Origin of the sequence: Caballeronia sp. EK, assembly GCF_014384845.1 — a bacterium.
Classification (GTDB): Bacteria; Pseudomonadota; Gammaproteobacteria; order Burkholderiales; family Burkholderiaceae; genus Caballeronia; species Caballeronia jiangsuensis.
In genome coordinates this window covers 719,826-743,058 of the sequence record NZ_JACSUE010000001.1, presented here as the reverse complement: position 1 = coordinate 743,058, position 23,233 = coordinate 719,826, and the positions used below count along the sequence as shown (strand labels likewise).

The 23,233-nt window shown below is 61.1% G+C and carries 21 protein-coding genes and 1 pseudogene; 10 read left to right on the top strand and 12 right to left on the bottom strand.

The window, feature by feature from the left end; all coding sequences use genetic code 11:
• Nucleotides 1–330 precede the first annotated feature (330 nt).
• Complete coding sequence (locus IAG25_RS03080; protein WP_187603461.1) at nt 331–921, top strand: BPSL1445 family SYLF domain-containing lipoprotein; 591 nt, start codon at nt 331–333, stop codon at nt 919–921.
• 318 nt (nt 922–1,239) lie between these two features.
• Here the strand turns inward: IAG25_RS03080 and IAG25_RS03075 are convergent, their stop codons facing one another.
• From IAG25_RS03075 to IAG25_RS03050, 6 genes are all read right to left on the bottom strand, one after another.
• A complete protein-coding gene (locus IAG25_RS03075; RefSeq protein WP_187603460.1) occupies nt 1,240–2,115 on the bottom strand; it encodes a lipid A biosynthesis lauroyl acyltransferase in 876 nt (291 codons plus the stop codon).
• 624 nt (nt 2,116–2,739) lie between these two features.
• Nucleotides 2,740–3,000, bottom strand: a complete 261-nt coding sequence (locus IAG25_RS03070; protein ID WP_187603459.1) for a hypothetical protein — start codon at nt 2,998–3,000, stop codon at nt 2,740–2,742.
• A 126-nt stretch (nt 3,001–3,126) separates the two neighbouring features.
• Entirely contained in the window at nt 3,127–3,297 is a 171-nt protein-coding gene (locus IAG25_RS03065) for a hypothetical protein (RefSeq protein WP_187603458.1), read from the bottom strand.
• A gap of 111 nt (nt 3,298–3,408) precedes the next feature.
• Nucleotides 3,409–3,648, bottom strand: a complete 240-nt coding sequence (locus IAG25_RS03060) for a hypothetical protein (protein ID WP_187603457.1) — start codon at nt 3,646–3,648, stop codon at nt 3,409–3,411.
• A 145-nt stretch (nt 3,649–3,793) separates the two neighbouring features.
• Nucleotides 3,794–4,438, bottom strand: coding sequence for a response regulator (locus IAG25_RS03055; protein ID WP_187603456.1), 645 nt, complete (start codon nt 4,436–4,438; stop codon nt 3,794–3,796).
• Nucleotides 4,428–5,738, bottom strand: coding sequence for an MEDS domain-containing protein (locus IAG25_RS03050; RefSeq protein WP_187603455.1), 1,311 nt, complete (start codon nt 5,736–5,738; stop codon nt 4,428–4,430). The genes IAG25_RS03055 and IAG25_RS03050 overlap by 11 nt, the downstream gene beginning before the upstream one ends.
• A gap of 232 nt (nt 5,739–5,970) precedes the next feature.
• On the opposite strand from IAG25_RS03050, the gene hpnI reads away from it, so the two are divergent.
• Nucleotides 5,971–7,152, top strand: a complete 1,182-nt coding sequence (gene hpnI / locus IAG25_RS03045; protein ID WP_187603726.1) for a bacteriohopanetetrol glucosamine biosynthesis glycosyltransferase HpnI — start codon at nt 5,971–5,973, stop codon at nt 7,150–7,152.
• A 46-nt stretch (nt 7,153–7,198) separates the two neighbouring features.
• Nucleotides 7,199–8,209: a lysylphosphatidylglycerol synthase domain-containing protein gene (locus IAG25_RS03040; RefSeq protein WP_187603454.1), complete on the top strand. Its 1,011-nt coding sequence runs from the start codon at nt 7,199–7,201 to the stop codon at nt 8,207–8,209.
• 61 nt (nt 8,210–8,270) lie between these two features.
• Here the strand turns inward: IAG25_RS03040 and IAG25_RS03035 are convergent, their stop codons facing one another.
• Entirely contained in the window at nt 8,271–8,612 is a 342-nt protein-coding gene (locus IAG25_RS03035; RefSeq protein ID WP_187603453.1) for a hypothetical protein, read from the bottom strand.
• A 408-nt stretch (nt 8,613–9,020) separates the two neighbouring features.
• On the opposite strand from IAG25_RS03035, the gene hpnJ reads away from it, so the two are divergent.
• The 3 genes from hpnJ (at nt 9,021) to IAG25_RS03020 (ending at nt 14,668) form a co-directional block, all read left to right on the top strand.
• Nucleotides 9,021–10,442, top strand: coding sequence for a hopanoid biosynthesis associated radical SAM protein HpnJ (gene hpnJ / locus IAG25_RS03030; RefSeq protein WP_187603452.1), 1,422 nt, complete (start codon nt 9,021–9,023; stop codon nt 10,440–10,442).
• Nucleotides 10,443–11,117: 675 nt separating this feature from the next.
• Nucleotides 11,118–12,107 carry a DUF535 family protein gene (locus IAG25_RS03025; RefSeq protein WP_255503479.1) on the top strand — a complete coding sequence of 330 codons (990 nt, stop codon included), beginning with the start codon at nt 11,118–11,120 and terminating at the stop codon, nt 12,105–12,107.
• Nucleotides 12,108–12,343: 236 nt separating this feature from the next.
• Nucleotides 12,344–14,668, top strand: coding sequence for an FdhF/YdeP family oxidoreductase (locus IAG25_RS03020; protein WP_187603450.1), 2,325 nt, complete (start codon nt 12,344–12,346; stop codon nt 14,666–14,668).
• Nucleotides 14,669–14,810: 142 nt separating this feature from the next.
• On the opposite strand, the gene IAG25_RS03015 is transcribed toward IAG25_RS03020, so the two are convergent.
• From IAG25_RS03015 to IAG25_RS03000, 4 genes are read right to left on the bottom strand one after another with little or no spacing between them, the layout of a single operon-like run.
• Nucleotides 14,811–15,542, bottom strand: coding sequence for a maleate cis-trans isomerase family protein (locus IAG25_RS03015; RefSeq protein ID WP_187603449.1), 732 nt, complete (start codon nt 15,540–15,542; stop codon nt 14,811–14,813).
• A 12-nt stretch (nt 15,543–15,554) separates the two neighbouring features.
• Entirely contained in the window at nt 15,555–16,940 is a 1,386-nt protein-coding gene (locus IAG25_RS03010; RefSeq protein WP_187603448.1) for an amidohydrolase family protein, read from the bottom strand.
• A 24-nt stretch (nt 16,941–16,964) separates the two neighbouring features.
• Complete coding sequence (locus tag IAG25_RS03005) at nt 16,965–18,305, bottom strand: nucleobase:cation symporter-2 family protein (RefSeq protein WP_187603447.1); 1,341 nt, start codon at nt 18,303–18,305, stop codon at nt 16,965–16,967.
• Nucleotides 18,306–18,341: 36 nt separating this feature from the next.
• Nucleotides 18,342–18,488, bottom strand: a complete 147-nt coding sequence (locus IAG25_RS03000) for a hypothetical protein (RefSeq protein WP_187603446.1) — start codon at nt 18,486–18,488, stop codon at nt 18,342–18,344.
• Between the two features lie 150 nt (nt 18,489–18,638).
• Here IAG25_RS03000 and IAG25_RS02995 point away from each other — a divergent pair, with 150 nt between their 5' ends.
• Nucleotides 18,639–19,532, top strand: a complete 894-nt coding sequence (locus IAG25_RS02995) for a LysR substrate-binding domain-containing protein (protein WP_187603445.1) — start codon at nt 18,639–18,641, stop codon at nt 19,530–19,532.
• Here IAG25_RS02995 and IAG25_RS02990 read toward each other — a convergent pair.
• On the bottom strand, nt 19,510–20,415 hold the full coding sequence (locus tag IAG25_RS02990; RefSeq protein WP_187603444.1) for a LysR substrate-binding domain-containing protein: 906 nt from the start codon (nt 20,413–20,415) through the stop codon (nt 19,510–19,512). The two genes, IAG25_RS02995 and IAG25_RS02990, sit on opposite strands and share 23 nt — an antisense overlap.
• Before the next feature lie 106 nt (nt 20,416–20,521).
• Here IAG25_RS02990 and IAG25_RS02985 point away from each other — a divergent pair, with 106 nt between their 5' ends.
• From IAG25_RS02985 to IAG25_RS42220, 3 genes and pseudogenes are all read left to right on the top strand, one after another.
• Entirely contained in the window at nt 20,522–20,977 is a 456-nt protein-coding gene (locus IAG25_RS02985; RefSeq protein WP_035498132.1) for a (2Fe-2S)-binding protein, read from the top strand.
• Nucleotides 20,978–22,604, top strand: a pseudogene (locus tag IAG25_RS02980) (molybdopterin cofactor-binding domain-containing protein); the annotation flags it as partial.
• 9 nt (nt 22,605–22,613) lie between these two features.
• Nucleotides 22,614–23,186, top strand: a complete 573-nt coding sequence (locus IAG25_RS42220; protein ID WP_375336498.1) for a molybdopterin cofactor-binding domain-containing protein — start codon at nt 22,614–22,616, stop codon at nt 23,184–23,186.
• Nucleotides 23,187–23,233 lie beyond the last annotated feature (47 nt).

Genomic DNA, 23,233 nt, shown 5'->3' with positions numbered 1-23,233 from the left:
GCCTGGTCCGCCAGTGGACGTGCTGTTTAGTGGTGGGCAAGCCACCTGGAGGGACGATATCGAGTTGATCGTTCGGCGGCACGGCTTTGCTGGGCGATGTGAGCCGAGCTTAACGAAGCATTCCTTTACGGTTAGTATCAGGTTCGTTAAGGGTTCGATATGTCGCACATTCGTCTTACTCTTTCGCTATTGGCGTGCACTGCAAGGCGAGTTTTTCCCGCCTCAGTTTTTCGCGTCGCGAAACTCCCATCCGCTACGCTGTGTTATAAGTGGTCGTGCCCTTCGCTCCGGATCTATGCGGTTTCCCGTATTTCAACGTGGAGAACTACGATGCAACGACGGAACTTCGTGCTCAAGTCGACCGCCGTCCTGGCGCTGGGCGGCCTCGCGCTTGCCGGCTGCACGGCGAACAGAAACACAGGAGCCGAACAGGCTGCGGGCGCTGCTGATCTGCGCCGCTCCATCGATGCCGACGCCGACGGCACCTTGCAGCGTCTCTATTCCACGGTAGGCGGCTCGCGCGAACTGGTCGCGAAGGCGAGCGGCGTACTCGTGTTCCCATCCGTGCTCCAGGCTGGCCTCGTGGTCGGCGCGCAGTATGGCAAAGGCGCGCTGCGCGTGGGCGGTCATACCGTCGGCTATTACAGCACCACTTCAGGCTCGCTCGGCCTGCAGGCGGGCGCGCAATCGAAGGCGCTCATCTTTTTGTTCATGACGCAGGACGCGCTCAGCAAATTCCGCAACTCCGACGGCTGGTCGGCCGGTGCGGATGCGTCCGTGGCGCTCGTCAGGATGGGTGCGAACGGCATGGTCGACACCACGACCGCAACCAAGCCGGTCCAAGCGTTCGTGCTGACCAATGCCGGGCTGATGGCCGACGCCTCGCTTCAAGGCACGAAGATATCGCGCCTGACCGAGTGACGCGTTGCGCAGGCTGCGGCGGCATGTGACGTAACCCTTCGGTTACGTCGCATCCGTTGCGCGAAGTCTTTTACGGCTTTCGAGTTCTCTCGTGACTGGAGAGCTTGCCCGCGTCGATATCCTCGCGAAGCGCGACGTAACTCGAATCGTCTCAGCGCGCGACGACGAAGGACTTATGCATGTCCGTCGCGTAGCGTCCCGGCTCCAGCTTCAATGACAGGCGCTTCGTCGAATGCGCTCCATCACGCTCGATGCGTCGGGCAAGCGAAACCGATGACGAATGTTATGGGCGCGGCGGCGAATTCACCGCACCGTTCATCAATATACCGCGGGCATGCCTGCGGGACGATGTTTGAAGCGTCGATGCACCCAGTAGTACTGTGCAGGGAACTTGAGTATCTGGCTCTCGAGAAACGCATTCATGCACCGCGCATCATTCGTGTCGCTTCCCGATGGGAAATCACTGAGCGCCGCAAAGACGGTCAGCTTATAGCCTTCGAAATTCGGTAGTACTTCAGTGACGAATGGCACTACGCGCGCACCGCCCATTTTTGCCAGTCGCGAAACAGAAGTCAGCGTGCACGCAGGGATGCCAAAAAATGGCACAAACACGGAGTTTTCGATGCCATGGTCCATGTCTGCGGCAAGCATGACGGGTTTGCCTCCCTGAAGAAGTCGCACGATCTTCTTCGCGCTCGTCGAACGTTCGATCATCTCGGCGCCGAATCGGCCGCGCTGCCGTCGCGCCAAATCGCAAAGACGCTTGTTCGACATGTGCGTATATAACGAAGCAGCGGGCATCTTCAGTGAGTAATGCAGGCATCCAACTTCGATACCAACGAAATGGAACCCCATGAAGATCGTGGGCGGGGCATTCACGTCGTCGAGATCGATCGCGCTTTCGATCTGAACGAGTTTGTTGATTTTTTCAGCGCTGCCAAACCATTGAACGCCGCGTTCGAGATAGCTCCGGACAACATGCCGGAAGTGATCTTTTGCAAGCTCATCGCGCTCATGTTCCGACCTTGCGGGAAAGCACAAGTGCAGGTTGACAAGAACGATATGTTTGCGGCGGCTGGGAAGCGCATATAAGGCCGCGCCGACAGCGCTTCCCAGCCTCGCGACCCACTTGTAGGGAAGTATCGCAAGCGTTCGAAGTAGCGCGACGACGATAAGATGACCGAAATGTTTCACTACCAGCTCCAATGCGGCGAACGGCACATATCTGGGCGGGCGTCCGAAGCCGATTGCCTTCCCAGCGGCACGTGCTGTGATTTAGTCGGCGCCTGACAGGTGTACCCATCTCCCTGCGGCGACCGTGCGTGACTCGTTACTGACTTTGACTCGTCGGGTTGAGCTGATGAGCCGACGAAGCCTGTCGATCGTGGGGCTCAGGGCGTGGCCTGATCTGATTCGATGAGAAATCGCTATTGCGATATTGGAGCGACGGATGTTCCGTCCGTTGCCGTCTGCGGAGGCGGAACTGCTGTTGCCGTATCGTTCGCGTTTGTCCAGGACGGCCCCGATGCGGACTGCGTGCTAGCGGTGGGGTGCTCACCGCCAGCGGCCGCGTTGGCGAATGCTCGACGAAATGAAACGTATCGAACGAATGGTGCGCGAATATGCTGCTAATAACGGCTGAACTCGCCTGCGCAGAGCCCTCGTCCCGATCAACGTCATGCGAACGACCTTGAGGAGTTTAACGGTAATCGTCGAGAAGACGGTCTCGGATGTGGTTACAGTGTGTTACGCGATATAAGCGATTGATGAATTCCACCAGTTGGTCCGCTCATAAGTTTTACGCTCTTGCCCTGACGGTCATCTTCTCGAAGAATCGGCATGTGACCGCTGAGGGGCTGAAGCGATCCGGTCCAAACGGTTCAGAAGCTCGGTGGCGTGCTTCTCGAGCGGGTAGGGCAGATCTGGATCGACGAGAATCGTCGCAATACGCTCTCGCCAATAGTCCGGTTGCAACACCGCATTATGCTGAATGCGATATTCATCGGCCATGCGCTCGAGCTCCAGAATCATGGCCCGGATGTGAGCCAATTCCTGCTCCTCACGATAGTCGCGTGACATAAGCGTCTCTCGTCCGTGTCTGTGATGGTCAAACCGCGTCGCGGTTATGCACGCAACGTCCGATTCGGGAACCGTGGCTCCGCGCCGGAGAGCGCCCGCGAGCGAAGCGGTCGTACCGTGCCACTTCTAGCGGCGGTGGTGCGATTCACGACATCGCCATGTTTCTTGAAAGGGTTCTTGCCACTTTCTCAAGTTATGCTGCCGACGCTGCTCCCGCCGATAATGCTGGGCGATCAAGACTGTCGCGACCAGCATCACCGCAATGCCGATGACGATCGGTATCCATGACTCGCTCATTGGAATCTCCGAATGCGCAATTGAGATTGTCACGATTGCTTTGGAGCGCACAGTTAGATTGTCGTTTAACTGGATGACGCTCCCGAAGCATGTGCATGCACGTACCGTTGTTCACTCTGACCGCGCAGCTCTGCACGAGGCAACCGGCCAAACCATGCCGAGCCGTCTCGCCAGCGCGTGGCCGGTTGCGGTAACACGTGCCTGACCTGATTTCTGCGCGATCGTGTCGATGCACGCGAGGCCACGCTGGGCAAGTGCCCGAAAATCCAGCGAATCGATCTGAACCTGGGCAGGTGATCGAATAAGGCGAATCAGCGTCGCGAGTTCGTGAGGCGTCAGCGTCTGGTCCATGTCGCGGGATCTAGCGTCCAAAGCGCTACCCAGCTGAAATAAGATGAACCAGTATGACGTTCGTGCCCCGCGCGCACAGGCAAGAAAGCAATACACGTTGTGTAGGGGAATCAATACAAAATCAGCGGGCCTTCAATTTAGCCGCTCAAACGAGCAAGCCGTGCTCGAGCGCGTAGCGCGCCAATTGTGCATTGCTCTTCAAGCCGATTTTCTGGCAGATTCGCGCTCGATACGTCGTGACCGTATTGGGACTCAGGTGCAATGTGGTCGCGATATTGGCGAGGCTTTCGCCGCCCGCGATCAACTTCAATACTTCCAGTTCGCGGTCGGACAGCGTTTCGTGTGCCGGTCCCAGTGCCTCGCCGACATGCTGGGCGAAGCGTTCCGCGAGAGAGGCCGTGATGTATTTGCCGCCTGAATGAACCTTGCGCACGGCGGCGATGAGGGTTTCGGCAGACACACTCTTCGTGAGATAACCCGCCGCTCCATGCTTGATTGCGCGCAACGCATACACCTCTTCGGCGTAGATGCTGAGCATGAGCACCGCCAGCGTGGGTTGTTGCGCTCGCAACGGCCTCACCAGTTCGAGCCCGTTGCGATCAGGCAGCGCGACATCCACGAGCGCGACGTCGAAAGACTGAGTCCTGGCGAGCAGCAGGGCATCGGAGGCAGTCTGTGCTTCTCCGGCAACCTCGATATCGTCGCTGGTTCCGAGCATCAGGCGAACGCCGTTGCGAACGACCGCATGATCGTCGACCAACAATACTCTGATAACGGATTCAGCCGTCATACAACGTCTCGAGAGGTAATCGCAGGCTCACCGTGGTGCCCATGCCGGGCGCGCCCGCGATGGTGAGCGCGCCGCCAAAGTGTCGCGCACGCTCGTGCATTCCGGCAATGCCCCAGGAGTGTTGGCCGAGCAGTCGCACGGCATCGATGCCCTTGCCGTCGTCGCAGACTTCGAAGACGGCGAAGGCCTCGTCGCATTGCGCGCGCACGACCATCGATTTTGCCTGCGCATGCCGGACCGCATTCGTCAGCGCTTCCTGGATGATGCGAAAGAGCACAGTGCCGAGTTCAGGACCGACCTCGGATGCGCTCAGCCTCGGATCGATCGTCAGCGAGCACGGCAATCCAGTCTGTTTTTCGATCTGTTCGATATACCATTCGAGCGCTACCCAGATACCGAGGTCGTCCAGCACAGTCGGACGCAATTCGGTGATTACACGGCGGACGGTGTCGAGTGCGTCATCGGCCAATCGCGCGGCATCGACCAGTTGCGGATCGGGCGCGCTGCCTTCGCGTCGCGCGCGATCGACTGCAACCGAGACATATGCCTTGATGCCGGTTAAAACGCTACCCAGTTCGTCATGAATCTCGCGGGCGATCCTCTTGCGCTCGTTCTCCCGGATTCGGTGCTGGTGAGCGCTTAGCTCGCTGAGTGCACGCTGAATGTCTGCTCGACGCGCGATCTCCAGTTCGAGTGCCTTCGTCTTGTGCTGCCACGCCGCGACAGCCAGCTGATAGGGCACGGCGTCATCGGCCGTCGCAACGAAGGCTTCGGGCGGCAAAACGGAGTCATGGGCCGAGCAAATTGCGTGAAACGCGCGCGCCTCTTCGCTGCCTTTGAATACGCGTGTGGGATAGGCGCACAGAAGCGAGAATGCATGCTTGCGTGCGAGATCGTTCCACAGTTGCTCCAGATGCAGCGCCGCCCCGGACTCTCCGCGGGCGCACAGGATGGCGACCATCTCGCCGAACGCCCGGACAGGAACTTTGCCGTTCCCGGAAAGCGTGCCGATCAGCGTACCCAGGACAGAGTCGCAGCTAGCAGCGTTCGGCCATCCTTCGATCAGCAATGTGTCCAGCGTAGCCTCGGCATCGAGCCAGACGACGTCGGACGGACCTGTGGTGGAGGCCGATGCGAGATCCCTGGTTTTGCCGAGCACCCGCTCGATCTCCTCGCGGTGCGCGCGGGTGACGATGACGAGAGTCGGTTCGCCAGCCTGGGCAGCCTCATGGATAAAGTTGGCGACGCGTTCACACAGAAACCAGTCGTTCTCATAAAACTGCACGGCATGATTGCACATCGAATGGTCCTCGCCGCTTTGCACCTGGACGTTCGCCGCCGGTATCAGCGATGCGACCGATCTTACCATTCGTGTACGTGGCCGAAAACGTGCCGCTTCGCGTGTAGCCCGGCCTCGTCCACGACAGCTTCGAGTCGAATCCGGAAACGCAATAGAAATACCATCCTTAAGCTTGTCATAAGCAACCGTCACGCAGGCTTGGCATCCCGACGGCGCTATGGACCTGAAGCATATGGCTCAACTGCATGTTGTCCACCTGCTCTTTGCCTGTGCCGCCGCGTTATCCGCACTGTGCTCCGGCATCGGTATCGTGTACACCGTGTCGGCGGGCTTCGTTATGCGACGTTTCTTTTCGCGTCCGATAAGTGCGGCCGTTTGCTTCCCGGCGGTTACCATCATCAAGCCGTTGCATGGCGCCGAGTGGCAGCTATTCGAGAACTTGACGAGCTTCGTGGAGCAAGACTATCCGGGAGCGGTTCAATATGTTTTCGGCGTCCATGACGAAGGTGATGCCGCGTTAAAAAGCCTCGACATATTGCGAGCGCGTTTTCCTGAGAAAGATATAACGGTCGTTGTTGACGGCAGGGTGTACGGGCCTAACCGGAAAATTGCCAATCTTACGAACATGCTGGATCGTGCCGAGCACGATCTGCTCTGCTTTGCCGACAGCGACGTACGTGTAAGACCCAGCTTCCTGCGCGATGTCGTAGGTGCGCTACAACAACCCGGCGTCGGTCTGGTCACGTGCGCCTATCGTGGAATGTGTGCGCCCGGGTTCTGGCCTCGGGTCAGCGGCGCCATGACCGACTATCACTTCCTGCCCGGCGTGGTGACCGGACTTTCGATCGAACGCGCGCGACCTTGCTTCGGCCAGACGATTGTCATTACGAGCGCAACACTGCGGCGCATTGGTGGTCTCGCGCAGTTTGGGCATCATCTCGCGGAGGACCACGCGATTGGCGAAGCAGTCCGCAGCAGCGGTTTTGCAGTCGCGATTCCGTCTTTTATCGTGCGTCACGCCTGCGCCGAAACGACGTTTTCCCAACTGTTCGCGCACGAGTTGCGATGGAGCCGCACGATTCGCGCCGCGGACAGGATGGGGCATCTCGGTGCTATCGTGATGCATCCTTTTCCGCTTGCATTGATCGCCATGTTCTTTTCTTTTGGCAATCTGCTGGCCTGCGGGTTGGTCGCGCTGACACTCATCGTTCGCGCACTGTTAGTGTGGCAAACGGATCGCTCGACGGGAGAGCGCTGCGGCAACTTCGCATGGTTACCGCTCTGGGACGTCCTTCAATTCACGATCTACCTGTCGAGTTTCCTCTCGTGTCGCGTGTTATGGCGTGGACAACGCTTCGATGTCGACGAAGACGGTTTGATGTCGTGTGTTCAACCTGACCCAGGGCTGGAATGATCATCGATTCGACATCTAACGCTCGTCCTGGACAGGACGAGCTCAAATGAAATTTATCGGGTCCGTTGCCGCGTTGCTCGGCCTGGTGATCGCAGGGTGGCTCATCTGGCGCGATGATCCTGTAGCGATCCTGCATTTGCTGGAATCCGGCGGTGCAGGGCTGCTGCTCGCCGCGCTCGTACATATCATCCCGATGCTACCGAACGCCTGGGATTGGCGCCTGCTGATCCGCGATGCGGAGCGGCCCTCCTTCGGAACCATGCTCAAGCTCGTCTGGATTCGCGAGTCGATCAACGGACTGCTGCCCGTCGCGCGAATCGGCGGAGAGATTGTTTCATTTCGCCTGCTCGGCCGTGTCGGTGTGCGTCCGGCAACAGCCGTGGCGAGTCTCGTCGTCGACATGCAACTCACGCTGATCAGCCAGGTCGTCTTTGCACTCGTAGCCATCGGCTATGTGTTGGGGCAGACATCATCGGATGCCGTGCGTCTCGCGGGAAAGTTCGCGTGGGGGCTTGCCGGACTCATGCCAGTGCTCTTGCTATTCGTGCTCGTGCAGCATGCGCGGCCGTTTGAACGTGCCGCGCGAACGCTCAACAAAGTCACCAGTGGAAAGGTGTACACGCTAGTCGGGAAGTCAACGCGAATCGATCAGTCCATCAGATTGATCTGGCGGCAGACCGGCATAGTCGTGCGTTATTTGTTCATCTGGCAAACGCTGCAGTGCCTCGGCCTGGCGCTGGAGATTTGGGTAGCATTGCGCGTGCTTGGCTCGAATGCAAGCTTCGCGACAGCGTTCGTGTTAGAGGCGCTGATTCAACTCGTAAGCAGTGTGGCCTTTGTCGTGCCGGGTAACATCGGCGTGCAGGAAGGCGGCTTCGTTCTGATCGGCGGCATGCTGGGTATCGATGCGCCCACGTGCCTCGCACTCGCAGGTGCGCGACGCGTGCGCGATATTCTGTTCTTTGTGCCAGGACTTATTTACTGGCAAGCGGCCGAGCGCTCGTTCGGCCCTCGGCGGTCAATGGCTGCCAAGCCGGGCAATGCGAACGCGAAGTAGTCCCGTAACGGTAAATTCCACGTCGTTCGTCGCAACTCAGTACTTTCATTAGCGGCAGCTTTCATGCGCTCGCATCAATGATTACGCCAGCGCTACGAATCACTTGCAGATAGGTGGCCGTATCGCCGACAGCGGCCGTGGCTTGCTCTGCAAGTCGCCACATACGTGAAGATTTTTCGGCATTCGACATCATCGCTTCAAGTGCATCGGAATCGACGAACCCATGAGCAGTCGCTACCTCCAGAACAGTAGTCAAAACGCGGCGGGCCGCCGCTCGAGCATCGGCCGACGCCAAAGGGGCGCGATATACAAGAAAGCCGGCCATCAATAGAAATTCGGCTGGGCTGATATGCCGCCCGTTGCCAACGGGCACACCGTCCGTGTCGTCTCGAGTTCGCTTCATCCGTCGTCTCCCGATTCAATACACTGAGCGAGTGAAGTCACGCGCGTTAGCGTCGATCTGCTTTTCGCCGTCGTTGCTGCTTTATCGGATCAACTGACGCTTCCTGCCAGTATGAGACAAATCATGTGAGCAGTCGAACTTCTCGACACGCGAAAGCGTTCTCGTTTCGGTCGAGCCGATGCTTGGCATAACTTTATGTTCGAGCGTTTGCAATTTATAAGGCGGGAGTCGTAGTATTCTTTAGCGTCCCGCCACATTCCAATGTTCTCACCGGCGAGCGTGGCGTCCATTAGCCACTGTCCGGCACAGTTTTGTGAAAGCCTGAAGCAATACGAACATCACCAGAACCCGGCGAGTCTGTCTGGGTGACCGATCCCTGCAAGCGGACTGTTATCTTTGAGGGCATCAATGAAAACACTGTTTCTACAGGCACCTTCCTTCGATGGCTTCGATGGCGGAGCAGGCTCACGTTTCCAGACGAGACGCGAGATTCGGTCATTCTGGTATCCGACGTGGCTCGTCCAGCCTGCAGCACTGGTTCCTGATAGCCGTGTTGTGGACGCTCCCGCAGATGGTCTTTCTCTGGATGCGACATTGGATATCGCTCAGGAATACGACCTGGTCATCATTCATACGAGCTCGCCGTCGTTCTCAAGCGATGCGCATTTCGCGGAGCATCTGAAACAACGCAAACGCAGCATCCTGATCGGAATGATCGGGGCAAAGGTAGCCGTCGATCCTCATGGCTCGCTTGCTGCGAGCGATGCGATCGATTTCGTATGTCGGGAAGAATTCGACTTCACGTGCCGCGACATCGCGCAAGGCGTTCCGTTCGAGTCGATTCTCGGTCTGAGTTATCGGTTGCCCGACGGTGGAATCATGCACAACGAGGCCCGACCGATTCTTGAGGACATGGATCAACTGCCGTTCGTCGCTCCCATCTATAAGCGCGACCTCAAGACTGAGAACTACTTCAGCGGATACCTCAAGCATCCCTATGTTTCCCTATACACAGGCCGGGGCTGCAAGTCGCGGTGCACATTTTGCCTCTGGCCGCATACGGTCGGGGGGCATCGCTATCGCACCCGCTCGGTGGATAACGTCCTCGAAGAAGTGAAATGGATCAGAGACAACATGCCCGAAGTGAAGGAGATCATGTTCGATGACGACACCTTCACCGATCTCAGGCCGAGGGCCGAGGAGATCGCTCGCGGCCTTGGCAAGCTAGGGGTGACGTGGTCCTGTAACGCGAAAGCGAACGTGCCGTATTCAACCCTCAAGGTGATGAAGGAGAACGGGCTGCGGCTTTTGCTAGTGGGCTACGAATCGGGTGACGACCAGATTCTGGTCAATGTCAAAAAGGGGCTGCGGACCGATATGGCACGCCGCTTCAGTGATGATTGCCGGAAGCTCGGCATCAAGATCCACGGCACATTCATTCTTGGGCTTCCGGGAGAAACACAAGAGACGATACAAAAAACGATCCAGTATGCGAAAGAGATCAATCCGCACACGATCCAGGTATCGCTCGCCGCGCCGTATCCGGGGACGGTCCTTCATAAGCAAGCTGTCGAGAACGGGTGGCTGGAGAAAAGCAAAGTTATCACGCTTGTCAATTCCGCCGGCACTCAGCAATCGGCTATCGGTTATCCGCACCTGTCGCGCGAAGAGATTTTTCTTGGCGTCGAGGAGTTTTACAAGCGCTTCTATTTCAGACCCACAAAGATCTGGGAAATCGTGCGCGAGATGCTGGTGAGTTGGGAGATGATGAAACGACGCCTGCAGGAAGGGGTGGAGTTCTTCAGATTCCTCCGCGACCATAGGGCGTGAAGCGCGAAACCCCGGTGCGTGTTCTTGGAGCGCGACAGGTTTGACACCGCCGCACTCCTCGCAGGGCCGTCGCATACGAAGACGCGCGGCGGGAATCGGGTCAAGTCGTGCCGCAGCACTGTGGCTGGGACAACTGTCTCTATGAGGCAAGTTTTGACGTCATAGACGAGACCCGTCACCGTGATCCCGCCCGGCAGATTCGGGTCGGCTTCGAGTGCCGCCACGTCGATCGCGACCGCTTTGTACGGATCGGTGATCGCGAGATCGTCGAGCTTGTCGTCGGCGACGCAAGTTCGACGCGCGACGGGAGCACCTTTGATTCCACAATCAGTGTGCTGAAGCACGACCAGGTTCCAGCCAGCACTGACTGCTTCTCCGGCCGCTTACTGCTCCCCTCAAGAAAATTCAACTGGCCTAGGCGACCGTCGAGTTATCCTGTAATCTCCCGTTACGTTTAGAAATATCGCGTAATAATCCGATGCTAGCCGCACCGCATCGAAAGAAATGCTCGCATGGCCCGGTGTGAATACAAACATTCGTGACGAGGTTTGTGACTGGGCTTACGAAGCGAAATGCCGTGTCTTACGAAGCACTTTCTGGCAGCGACTTTCGCAATGCCACGGGCGCTTTCGTGCCTGCGCCTTTCGCGAATAAGAAAATATATCGTGGTCGATTATGTCGCTTTTTGAAGCTTGCAATCTGTTAGCCAGAGCTATTCCCAAACGAACTCCTCACGATATCTTCCGACGGGCGCGCGTTTTGATGTACGCAATGCTCAATCCGTCCGCGGCACGCATCTGGTTGAAGGCGTTGACGACGAACCCCCTGCTTGCGGATATTGTTGTCCGCAACCGGCGCTACCTCGAACGCCCCTTTCATTGTTTCGCTCAGGCCGATATATCTGCCTACGCGCGTGCAGAGCTGCTGTGCGGCCATTTTCCGGTCGTGCAGGAGCTGTTCGGTGAAGATCTGACGCGCAGGGTCTACCTGAACTCGGAATATGTGACGTTGGCATCGACGGGAAGGTATTCGCTTGTTGTGAGCGAGCCGGTACGCTGCTGGCGCGAAGGCTTGCTGACCGTCGCCTGGCGCGACGAGCTTGAGCACGTCGATCTTGCGTGGGCGACCATCAGCTTCGAAATGCATACCGGCTCAGGGAAACGGGGAGCGCTGATCGGGGGATTGCAAGGCCCGGCTGGCGGAGACAGAGAGCGGGTGCGCGAGGCTACACGTGCATGTCATGGTCTACGACCGAAGGCCGCTGTAATGGAAGCGGTTGGCGAACTCTGCAGGATGGCGAGGGTGGACGCACTTGCTGGCGTGACGAAGAAGACGCACGTTTCCGCTGCAACCGCAATCCAGTTTACCGCGGACTATGACGGCTTCTGGCGCGAGCTAGGCGGAGTCGAGGCCGATGGACGGTTCTTGCTGCCGCTTCGCCAGTGGCACCGCGACATCAGCGAGGTTCCGTCAAACCGGCGGGCTGCATTTCGCAGGCGCCAGGCGCTGATTGCGGATTTGCTGGCGCAGATCGGTGGGACAGTCCACGAAGGCTTGACGGCAGATGCGAGCACGGTTCATCTGAATCACGTGAAGGACGGCGCCCCTCTGCGGGAACTCGCTGTCGCGATGGCAGATAACTATCGTGACGCGGAACCAGCGTGATTGTCCGGTAGCCACGGAACGTGCGCGATTCTTCCATTCGAATTCCCGCACAGAGTTTTCGAAGGGAGAAGATGGTCAACCGACGGCGCTATCGCACACGCCCTCCGTGCCGAGTCGATGAACCGAACTAGTCGCACGAATACAGCGCCGGCCAACTGCTGTTGAAAGCCGTGCTAAGGGGTATGCGGCTTGCTTGCGCGTTAAGCAAATTCATCGAAAGCGCGCGAGGCAAAGACATGGCCGAATCAGACAACGTCGTTCGCAAGAACGCCGCATACCCGTATTCATCGGGTGGATGGGGATCGCTCAAGGCCGTCACGGGCGCACTCATTCACGAGAAAGTGCCGCTCAAGTTCAGCACGGTGCTGCTCAAGCAAAACAAACCGGAAGGCTTCGCGTGCGTGAGCTGCTCGTGGGCAAAGCCCGCCGATCCGCACACCTTCGAATTCTGCGAAAGCGGCGCGAAGGCAACCGCGTGGGATCTCACCGCTAAGCGCATGACGCCGCAGTTCTTCGAGCTCCACACGGTGACGGAACTCTGCGCGTGGCACGATCACGATCTCGAAGACGCCGGGCGTCTCACCGCGCCGTTGCGCTATGACGCCGCCACCGACAAGTACGTGAGCGTGAGCTGGGAAGAAGCCTTCGAGGACATCGGCCGCGAGTTGCGCACGTTCGATCCGAAGCGCGTCGCGTTCTATGCATCCGGTCGCGCATCGCTGGAAACGTCGTACATGTACCAGCTTTTTGCACGCATGTACGGCACCAACAATCTGCCCGACAGCTCGAACATGTGTCACGAGAGCACGAGCGTCGGACTGAAGGAAGCGATCGGCGTGGGCGTCGGCACCGTGAGACTCGAAGACTTCGAGAAAACCGATCTCATGTTCTTCTTCGGCCAGAACGTCGGCACCAATAGTCCGCGCATGCTGCATCCGCTACAGGAAGCCAGAAAGCGCGGCGTGCCGATCATCACGTTCAATCCATTGCGCGAGCCGGGCTTGTTGAAGTTCAGCAATCCACAATCGCCGGTCGAGATGATGACGCCTGCGCATACGCTGATCAGCACGCAATATCATCAGGTGAAGACGGGCGGCGACACGGCGGCGTTGCTCGGCATCTGCAAGACCGTCATCGACGCCGACGATCGCGCCCGGGAACGCGGCGAGCCGCGCGTGCTCGATGTCGATTTCATCGAAGCACACACCGTGGGATTCGAAGCCTTCGCGAACTATGTGCGCGCCGCGTCGTGGAGCGAGATCGAACGCGTGTCAGGACTGCCGCGCGCGGACCTCGAAGCCGCCGCTGCGGAATACATGCGCGCGAACGCGGTGATGGCGCATTACGGCATGGGCATCACGCAGCACAGGCAAGGCGTGCAGAACGTGCGCATGCTATGCAATCTGCTCTTTCTGCGCGGCAATGTCGGCAAGCCGGGCGCGGGGCCGTCTCCGGTGCGCGGGCATTCGAACGTGCAGGGTCAACGCACGGTGGGCATCACCGAAAAGCCAGAACTCGCGCCGCTCGACGAGCTTGCAAGCCAGTTCGGCTTCGAGCCGCCTCGCGAGAAGGGCATGAACATCGTCGAGACTTTCGAGGCGATGCTCGACGGCAAGGTCAGCGCGGTCATCAATCTCGGCGGCAATCTCGTGCGTTCGGTGCCGGACCGCATGCGCATCGAGCCGGCATGGCGCAATCTGAAACTCACGGTCAATATCGCGACGAAACTCAATCGCAGTCATCTCGTGCATGGCGAGAAGTCGTACATTCTGCCGTGCCTGAGCCGCATCGAAATCGATACGCAGGCAAGCGGCGCGCAGGCGGTATCGATGGAAGACAGCACCGGCTGCATTCACGGTTCGCGCGGCGTGGCAGAGCCCGCTTCGCAGGATGCGCGCTCGGAGCCGCACATCGTCGCGGAACTGGCCAAGCACACGCTCGGCGCGCGTTCGACGGTGGACTGGGATCGCTGGCGCAACGACTATGCGCTGGTGCGTGACGAAATCGCGAAAACCTATCCCGACACCTTCCACGATTTCAACGAAAGAATGTGGACGCCAGGCGGCTTCCCGCGCAATCTGGCCGTGCGTGAACGCAAGTGGCAGACGAAGAGCGGCAAGGCGGAGTTTTCCGTGCCCGAGACCCTCGGCGAAGATCCCGATATGCCCGAGCGCGAGCCGCAGTCCTTGCGCCTCATGACGCTGCGCAGCGACAGCCAGTTCAACACGACGATCTATAGTCTCGACGACCGCTTTCGCGGCATCAAGGGCGATCGCATGGTGATCTTCATGTGCGAGGCCGACATGACGCAACACCGTCTAAGGAAAAACGACCGCATCACGTTGCGCACGATCGCCGACGATGGCTTCGAGCGACGCGTCGCAGGCCTGCGCATACAGCCCTACGACATACCGCAGGGATGCATCGCCGGTTATTACCCGGAGTGCAATCCGCTGCTGCCGTTATGGCATTACGCCAAGGAAAGCAAGGTGCCGGGCGCGAAGTCGATTCCTGTGCTGATCGTCGAGGTGAATGGAAGGCCGCGCGAAGCGTTGACGTGAATCACGCAAGGCGTCCGACACGCCTCGCGTCGGCGGATCGCAGACAATGCACGATAGCTAGCGCGCCAAGCGACATAACAAGCGACGCTCGCCCAATGAAGCCCGGCGCGTTCTTCGATCAACTCGCATCCCTCCATCCACATCACGCACTCATCGCAAAGACGCTCCCCCATTCCGCCAACGGCGACGTATCGACATCGAGCATGCGCAGCGCTTTCCACACGACCGTCGCCACCGTATCGTAGGCAGCAATGCCCGTCTCGCGCTCGAACGGCTGCGCCAGATGCGCCGCGTGCATATTCGTGCAGAACGTCGTCACCGCATCGGGCCGGGCGAAGGCCGCTTCGCGCATCATGTCGGCGAGAAGCGTGTCTGGCACCTCGGCGAAGCTGAAGTTCTCGCTCAGTCCCAGATGCCGTTCCGCCACGCACTCGACGCCGATGTTCTCGTAGTTGCGGATGATGCGCTCCTGCACATCGTCGGTATAGGGCGAAACGAGAGCGAGCCGGCGCACGCCCGTCTTCGCGAGAATCTCGTTCAGCGCCAGCACCGATGTCGTCGCGGGAATGCCAGTCGCCTCAGTCAACTGATGGCACAGCGCCTCGTCGCGCTCGAAGCCGAGCCAGCCCGCCGATGTGCCGCTCCAGCCGATCACGTCGACCCGCGCATCGGCGAGTTGCTTCGCCGCATCGAGAATGCGGCTCACGTCGAACTGGCCGAGCGCCTGATTCGTCAGGCTGATTTCCGTCACGGTGAAGCGCGCGAAGTGCGCGCTTAACTGCGGCAGCGCACTCAGCATCGCGCAGGTGATCGGTTCGAGCGCCGTGTTGGACGAGGGCGTCAGAATGCCGATCCTCAATCGTTTCGTTTGCATGTCGAGCCCTCGCTAGTCGGCCAGCAATACTTTCACGCCCTCGGCGGCCTCGCGGCGCAAGGCATCGATATCGAGACCGGGAATCACGCCGTCATCGACGACCACGCGCCCGTTCACGATGTTGTAGCGCACGCGCGCGGGTTCGCCCGCCGTCACCGGCGCAACGGCGAGATCGTGAAAGCCGTAAAAGCGCGGATCGTCGATGTCGTACAGCACGAGGTCTGCGGCCTTGCCGACTTCGATCGAGCCGACCGCATCGAGGCCGAGCACGCCCGCGCCGCCCGCGCTGCCCCAGTGAATGGTTTCCTCCACCGTCGTCGCCGACGCGCCTTGCGCCGCACGATGCACGAGCCACGCGAAGTGCGCCTCGTTGATCATGCTGCCCGACTCGTTCGACGCGACGCCATCCACCGCGAGCGACATCGGCACGCCCGCCGCGGCCATCGCCGGCGCGGGCGCGATGCCGCTGCCGAGCCGAGCGTTGCTGACAGGGCAGTGCGAGCAGCCGCTGCCCGTTTCGGCGAGCATCGCGATCTCGCTCGCTTCGAGATGCACGAGATGCGCGAACCATACATCGGGGCCGAGCCATTCGTGTTCGGCGACGAACTCGACCGGCAGCATGTCGAACCGCTCGCGGCAGAATTCGACATAGCGCCGCGTCTCCGACAGATGCGTGTGCATGCGCAGACCCATGCCACGCGCCGCGCGCGCGATTTCGGGCAGAAGCGCGGGAGGCAGCGAGAAGGTCGGTGTCGTCGGCGCGACCACCACGCGGCGCATCGATGCCGTGCGTGGATCGTGATAGCGCGCCTTCAGCCGTTCGATATCGGCAAGCATCTGATCGAGTGTTTCAGGCTTGAGCGCGACCTTCGAGAAGCCGGGGTGATCGCCCGCCGCCTGCAACGCGCCGCCGCGACACAGCACGAAGCGCAAGCCGAAAGACGCCGCTTCGTCGAAGAGCAGATCGCCGGTTTCCGTCGTGCCGTCCGCGTGATAGAGATAGTGATGGTCCGCGCACGTCGTCACGCCCGACAAAAGCAGTTCGACCATGCCGAGGCGTGCGGCGACGCGCGCGAGCTCCGGCGTGAAGCGCGCAAGGCGCGGATAGGGCACGGCTGCGAGCCATTCCTGCAGATCCGCGTCGATGCCCGAAGGCACCGCCTTGAGCAGATTCTGGAACAGATGATGGTGCGTGTTCACCCAGCCGGGATAGACGACGCACGCACTCGCATCGATGACACGCTCGCCGTCGCGAGCCTGGAGATCGGGCGCGATGGCCTCGATGATGCCGTTGCGGATGCGAATATCGACCTGTCCGAGACGCGCGTCATCGCCGCGCAAGCCGCTCATCACCGCGACGGGATTTCTGATCAGCAGCGCTTCGTTTTTCATGTTCATGAAGGGTAGTCCTGTCATTACGTTTCACTCGCGCACCATGCTGTGCGCAGGCACGTCTTCTTCTTCGTGTGCACCGTTGAGCACGGCGTTCAGCACGACCGATACGAGGCACGCGAGCACGACGCCGCTGTGCACGAAGGGCTGCGTCCACTCAGGCATCTGCTTGAAGACTTGCGGGGCCATCACGGGAATGAGCGCGGTCGCAATCGTGAAGCCGACGATCAGCACGTTGTAGCGATTGCGCTCGAAGTCCACTTTCGAGAGCGTCTGCACCCCCGCCGCGACCACGACACCGAACATTGCGACCCCCGCGCCGCCGAGCGCGGCCGCGGGCGTCGCGGCCACGACCGCGCCGATCTTCGGCACCAGCGCGACGATGCACATGAGCACGCCGCTCACCGCCACGACCCATCGGCTGCGCACGCCGGTCAGAATCACGAGGCCCACGTTTTCCATGAACGCGATGAACGGAAACGCGGCGAACATGCCGGCGATCGCGCTCGCGAGACCGTTCGCGCGCATGCCGCGCACGGCGTCTTCCTCGCTGATGTTCTTGTCGACGATATCGCCGATCGCGACGAAGAGGCCCATCGATTCGACCATCTGCACGACCATGACGACGATCATCGTCAGCACGGGCACCACGGAGAACACGGGCATGCCGAAGTGAAACGGCAGCGGCATCGTGAACCACGGCGCGTCGGCGACGCTGCCGAAGTCGCCCATGCCGAGCGCGCAGGCCAGCACGCTGCCCGCGACGAGGCCGATCAGCACCGACAGATTGCGCAGGAAAGCATTGGCGAAGCGGTTGACGGCGAGGATCACGAGCGCGACGAAGAGCGCGACGCACAGAAAAGGCAGCGCGCCGAAGTGCTGCCGCGCGTTCTCGCCGCCGCCCGCCCATTGATACGCGACGGGAAAGAGCTGCAGCCCGATCACCGTGACGATGCAGCCGGTCACGACAGGCGGAAAGAAGCGCCGCAGACGTCCGACGAGCGGCGCGGCGAACATCGTGAACACGCCCGCGCCGATCACCGCGCCGCACACGCCCGCAAAGCCGACGCCCGGACTCATGCCGATCGCGATGACCGGACCCACGCTGCTGAACGCAACGCCTTGCAGAATCGGCAGGCGTACGCCGAACTTCCAGATGCCGACGGTCTGCAGCACCGTCGAGATGCCCGAGCAGAAGAGCGCCGTGCTGATGAGCACGGTGGTGTCGGCGGGCGACATCTTCAATGCGGATGCGACGATCAACGGCACGGCAATCGCGCCGATATAAGCGACGAGCATGTGCTGCAGGCCGAGCGTGATCATCTGCCGCTTGGGCAAGATGCGATCGACGGGGTGTTGTTCGGGGTTCATCACGTGTCTCCTGATTATCGTTGTCGGCGGGGTTGTTCAGGTCTGCGCGACCGGATACGGAGCCGCGAGCCCGCTCGTGTCGATGATCACGGTCTCGATCTCCTTGAGGGGAACTGGCTTGTCCAGTTGCCTGATCGCGGACAGGCGCGTCGATGGAACGAAAGCTCTCGCGAGCTTGCCCATGCGGCCTTTTGCAAGACGCGTTCTGCGTGCGTCTTCCCCTCGCCGGCATCGAGTGTCACACTGACGTGCACTGCTGCTTGCGATGCAGTCTCACAAGTTGCGCACGCTCTGTACAATATTTTTTGACCACGACTTTGATACGTTGGCGATATGGATATGCGGCTTTTGCGGTACTTCGCGGTGCTCGCCGATGAACTGCATTTCGGCCGCGCGGCCGCGCGGCTGCACATTTCGCAGCCGCCGCTGAGTCAGCAGATCCGCATCCTCGAAGAGGAGATGGGCACCGCGCTTTTCCTGCGCTCGCAACATCGCGTCGAGCTTACCGAGGCAGGGAAAACACTGAAGGAACAGGCGCCGCTGATCTTCGCGCAGTTCGAGCGCGCGATCGATCTCACGCGTTGCGCGGGACGCGGCGAAGTGGGCAGCCTGGAGATCGGCGTCATCAGCTCGGCGATGGTCGAGCCCATTCCACGCGCGCTCGGCGTATTCGCGCGCAAGCATCCGCAAGTGAGATGGACGCTGCACGAGATGACGCCTGCCGCGCAGATTCAGGCGTTGAAAGAGCGCCGGCTCGATGTGTGCTTCTTTCGCGTGGCGCGCGAAGATCCGGAGATCGTCAGCGAAGTCGTGTTGCGCGAACCCGCCGTGGTCGCGCTGTCGCTGACGCATCCGTTCGCGTCGCGCGAGGAGATCGCGCTGCGCGAACTCGAAGCCGAGCGCTTCCTGTCGTTCGGTTTGCTGCAGTCGCAACTCGCGCGATTCCTGCGCGACTGTTGCGTCGAGGCGGGATTCACGCCGCGCATCGAGCAGGAAGTCGTGGAGCTGCACACGCTTCTATGTCTCGTACGCGAAGGGCTCGGCGTTGCGCTGCTGCCGGCGTCGGCCGCGCAGTTGTCGGGCGGCGGCGTCGCCTTCGTGCCGCTCGCGGGGCCGCGTCCCGAAGTTTCGCTGCATGCGCGTTATCGCGCGGAAACGCCGTCGCCGGTGCTGGCGCGGTTTCTCGAAACGGTGCGCGAGGTCGTCAGCGCGGAACGCGCGCGTTGAGCGTTTGCGCGACGAGCGCGCGTATCGCATCGACGAGCGGCGCCACACGTGCCGACTTTTCGCGCGGCCATACGGCGTAGAGGTTGTAGTGCGTCGGGATCTCGACTTGCGTCAATTCGATCAGCCTGCCGTCGTGCTGCGCATCGGCGGCGAGCAGGCCACGCGCGAGTCCGACGCCCACGCCCGCGCTCGCGGCCGCGATCAGTCCCGCCGCGTTGTCGAAGACGGCGACCGCATGAGGTTCCACTTCCGGCAGACCGGCGGAGGCGAGCCACGGTATCCATGAGCGCTTCGTGTAGCCGAGCAAGGGCAGCGCGAGCACGTGTTCCGGCGCGAGCGGCGCGGTGAGTCCACGCGCCTGCAGCAGCGCGGGCGCGCCCATGACCGTCAGGCGATCGCCGCAAATCAGCGCGTTCTCGAAGCCATCCCATTCGCCATAGCCGTAACGCAGCGCGAGATCCACGCGCTCGAATGCGCTGCGATCGTGTCGCGGCGCGGACAACACGGTCAGCGCCACGCCTGTCAGCGCGCCGAGCAGCGCGGGCAGGCGCGCGACGAGCCAGCTTTGCGCGAGTTCGGGATCGACGTCGAGCGTGATCGACTGCGTGACCTCGCGTTCCTTCACCGACGACAGCGCACGATCGATCTGCTCGAAGCCATCGCCCAGTTGATTCGCGAAGAGCGCGCCCGCATCGGTCAGCACGACGCGCGCGCCTTCGCGCACGAAGAGCGGCTGGCCGACGAACTCCTCGAGCGTGCGGATCTGCTGGCTGATCGCGCTATGCGTGAGCGACAACTGACGCGCCGCGCTCGAAAAGCTGCCGGCGCGCGCGGCCTGGAGAAAGGCCTGCATCGACTGGATGGAAGGGTAGCGCTTCAACATGGGTGTTAGCCGGGCTTACGGATGATCAAAGAAATCGTCGCTGGCGTTCCGCCGCGGCGGCTTCCCATAATGGCCGCGAACACGAACGACATTCAGGAGACAGCGCATGATAGAAATCATCGTCAACGACGCGCGGCACTCGCTCGACAATGTACCGGAAGACATGCCCCTGTTGTGGGTGCTGCGCGATTCGCTGGGTCTGACGGGCACGAAATTCGGCTGCGGCGGCGGCTTTTGCGGCGCATGCACGGTGCATCTGGAGGGCGAAGCGGTGCGCTCATGCCTGTTGCCGATCGCGGCCGTCGCGGGCCGGCGCATCACGACGATCGAAGGTCTGTCCAAGGATGGCGCGAGTCCGTTGCAGCGTGCGTGGATCGCGGAAGACGTGCCGCAATGCGGTTACTGTCAGTCGGGGCAATTGATGCAGGCGGCCGCGTTTCTGAAGGGCAAGACGTCCGTCAGCGACGACGCCATCGCGGCGGCGATGTCCGGCAACATCTGCCGCTGCGGGACGTATTCGCGCATTCGCCGGGCGATCAAACGCGCGGCGGCGGAGGCCTGAATGCGGATCGAACATCGCGCGGCGCGTCGCCATTTCATGCAGCAAGGGTCCGCGTTGCTGGCAGCGGGGCTCGCGATCGGCTTTCGGTTGCCCGAGGCGTCGGCGAAGAGCGGCGATCCGCACCCACGCGACGGCGAATTCGAGCCGAACGCCTGGGTGCGCGTGCTGCCCGACGACACCATCAAGCTCGTCGTCCATAAGCACGATTCGGGCACCGGCACGCGCACCGCGCTCGCCGCGATGGTCGCGGAAGAACTGGATGTCGATCCGTTTCGCATCGACGTGATCACGCCCGAGAATCCGTTCTACGCGGATTACATTCATCCCTTGTGGAAGGTGTTCTCGACGGGCGGAAGCACGAGCGTGTCGCTCGAATACGATCGCTTGCGGCATGCGGGCGCGACCGCCCGCGCGATACTGATTGCGGCGGCCGCGAAACAGTGGAACGTGCCGCCGTCCGCGTGCGCCACGGACGATGGCTTCGTGATCGACAAGGCGAGTGGCGCGCGCGCGAGCTACGGCACGCTGGCCGCCGTCGCCGCGAGCTTGCCTGCGCCGAAAGACGTGCCGCTGAAAGATCCGTCGCAGTTCAGGTATATCGGCAAGCTGCGCAAGAAGCGCGATGCCGCGCAGAAGGTGTGCGGCGCGTTCGCATACAGCATTGACGTGCGCTTGCCCGGCATGCTGGTCGCGGTCGTCACGCGCGCGCCCGTGATCGACGCGCGCGTGCGCAGCGTCGATGCCAAAGCCGCGCTCGCCGTGCCAGGCGTGCGCCAGGTGTTGCAGATACCTGGACGCCCGGATGTGCTCGGCGGCAATCAGGCTGGCGTGGCCGTGCTCGCCGACGATTACTGGTCCGCGCACAAGGGGCAGGCCGCGTTGCGCATCGAATGGGAAAACAGTGCGTTCGAAAAGTTCGACAGCCGCGATCTGTCCGCGCGTCAGGCCGCATGGCTCGACGATCCCGCCGCCCGCGTCGTGCCGACCGTGATGAACGGCGACGCCGCATCCATCCTGAAGCGCGGTTCGCATGTGATCGAGGCGTCGTACTCGATGCCTTACAAGGCGCAGAATCCGCTCGAACCCGTCAACGTGACGGCATGGGCGAAAGACGGTGGCATCGCGTATTGGGGAGGCCTGCAGGTGCCATCGATGGCACGGGAGGCGGCCGAAGTGATCGGCCGCATTCCGGCGAATCGCGTCGTGCTGCATGAGCTGGTTTCGGGTGGCAGCTTCGGTGCGCGAATCGAAGTACTGGCTCTTCGAAGTCACGTGGCTCGCGCTGCAAACCGGCAAGCCGGTCAAGCTGATGAACAGCCGCGAAGACGAAATGCGCGCGCTCTTTTATCATTCGGCGAGCCATCATCGTGCTAGGGCCGTGCTCGATGCGCGCGGCAATCTCTCGGCGCTGCAACTGCGCGCGGTGATGCCCGCATCGCCCGAGCAATGGGAGCCGGGTTATACCGATCGCCCCGATCGCATGGATTACAGCACCACGGAAGCCATCAGCAAATTCGAGTTCGCCTATGGCGCGCCGCATGTGGATATCGGCTGGGTGCGTCACGAAACGGGCGTGCCGACCGGCTGGTATCGCGCGGTGAGTTATATCCCGAACGTGTTCGCGGTCGAGTCATTCATGGACGAAGCCGCGCATGCCGGGCATCGCGATCCGGTCGACTTTCGGCTTGCGCACATGAAGGATGCGCGGCATGCCGCCGTGTTGCGCGAGGCGGCGACGCGAGCCGGCTGGGGCAAGCCGTTGCCGCGCGGCACCGCGCTCGGCGTCGCGACGAATCGGGCATACGGCAGCTATATCGCGGTGATTGCGCGCGTGACGCGCCGGGACGATGGCATCGTGATCGACAAGCTCACATGCGTGGCCGACTGCGGGCTCGCGGTGTCGCCGGGCGGCGTCGAAGAGCAGTTGTACGGCGGATTGATGTGGGGCCTCGGACACGCGCTCGCAGACCGCATCGATATCCGCGGCGGTCAGGTTCAGCAGACCAATTTCGGTTCGTATCGCGTGATGCGCATGAGCGACATGCCCGACATCGACATACACATCGTGCAGGGCGATCCGGCGAAGCCCGGTGGTGTCGGCGAGTTGTCGAGTCCGTCGGTTGCACCGGCGATCGCCAATGCCGTGTTCAGGCTGACGGGCAAGCGCTTGCGCGAGACGCCATTCGATCTGCGGCAAGTTCGAGTCTGAGGCGATCGTTTTATCGACGCCGCCGAGGCAGCCTGCTTTTAGAGAGG

Coding starts and splice junctions, on each gene's coding strand:
- IAG25_RS03080 (WP_187603461.1), top strand. CDS start 331: ATGCAACGACGGAACTTCGTGCTCAAGTCGACCGCCGTCCTGGCGCTG.
- IAG25_RS03070 (WP_187603459.1), bottom strand. CDS start 3,000: ATGTCACGCGACTATCGTGAGGAGCAGGAATTGGCTCACATCCGGGCC.
- IAG25_RS03065 (WP_187603458.1), bottom strand. CDS start 3,297: ATGAGCGAGTCATGGATACCGATCGTCATCGGCATTGCGGTGATGCTG.
- IAG25_RS03060 (WP_187603457.1), bottom strand. CDS start 3,648: ATGGACCAGACGCTGACGCCTCACGAACTCGCGACGCTGATTCGCCTT.
- IAG25_RS03055 (WP_187603456.1), bottom strand. CDS start 4,438: ATGACGGCTGAATCCGTTATCAGAGTATTGTTGGTCGACGATCATGCG.
- IAG25_RS03050 (WP_187603455.1), bottom strand. CDS start 5,738: ATGTGCAATCATGCCGTGCAGTTTTATGAGAACGACTGGTTTCTGTGT.
- hpnI (WP_187603726.1), top strand. CDS start 5,971: ATGGCTCAACTGCATGTTGTCCACCTGCTCTTTGCCTGTGCCGCCGCG.
- IAG25_RS03040 (WP_187603454.1), top strand. CDS start 7,199: ATGAAATTTATCGGGTCCGTTGCCGCGTTGCTCGGCCTGGTGATCGCA.
- IAG25_RS03035 (WP_187603453.1), bottom strand. CDS start 8,612: ATGAAGCGAACTCGAGACGACACGGACGGTGTGCCCGTTGGCAACGGG.
- hpnJ (WP_187603452.1), top strand. CDS start 9,021: ATGAAAACACTGTTTCTACAGGCACCTTCCTTCGATGGCTTCGATGGC.
- IAG25_RS03025 (WP_255503479.1), top strand. CDS start 11,118: ATGTCGCTTTTTGAAGCTTGCAATCTGTTAGCCAGAGCTATTCCCAAA.
- IAG25_RS03020 (WP_187603450.1), top strand. CDS start 12,344: ATGGCCGAATCAGACAACGTCGTTCGCAAGAACGCCGCATACCCGTAT.
- IAG25_RS03015 (WP_187603449.1), bottom strand. CDS start 15,542: ATGCAAACGAAACGATTGAGGATCGGCATTCTGACGCCCTCGTCCAAC.
- IAG25_RS03010 (WP_187603448.1), bottom strand. CDS start 16,940: ATGAACATGAAAAACGAAGCGCTGCTGATCAGAAATCCCGTCGCGGTG.
- IAG25_RS03005 (WP_187603447.1), bottom strand. CDS start 18,305: ATGAACCCCGAACAACACCCCGTCGATCGCATCTTGCCCAAGCGGCAG.
- IAG25_RS03000 (WP_187603446.1), bottom strand. CDS start 18,488: ATGGGCAAGCTCGCGAGAGCTTTCGTTCCATCGACGCGCCTGTCCGCG.
- IAG25_RS02995 (WP_187603445.1), top strand. CDS start 18,639: ATGGATATGCGGCTTTTGCGGTACTTCGCGGTGCTCGCCGATGAACTG.
- IAG25_RS02990 (WP_187603444.1), bottom strand. CDS start 20,415: ATGTTGAAGCGCTACCCTTCCATCCAGTCGATGCAGGCCTTTCTCCAG.
- IAG25_RS02985 (WP_035498132.1), top strand. CDS start 20,522: ATGATAGAAATCATCGTCAACGACGCGCGGCACTCGCTCGACAATGTA.
- IAG25_RS42220 (WP_375336498.1), top strand. CDS start 22,614: ATGGACGAAGCCGCGCATGCCGGGCATCGCGATCCGGTCGACTTTCGG.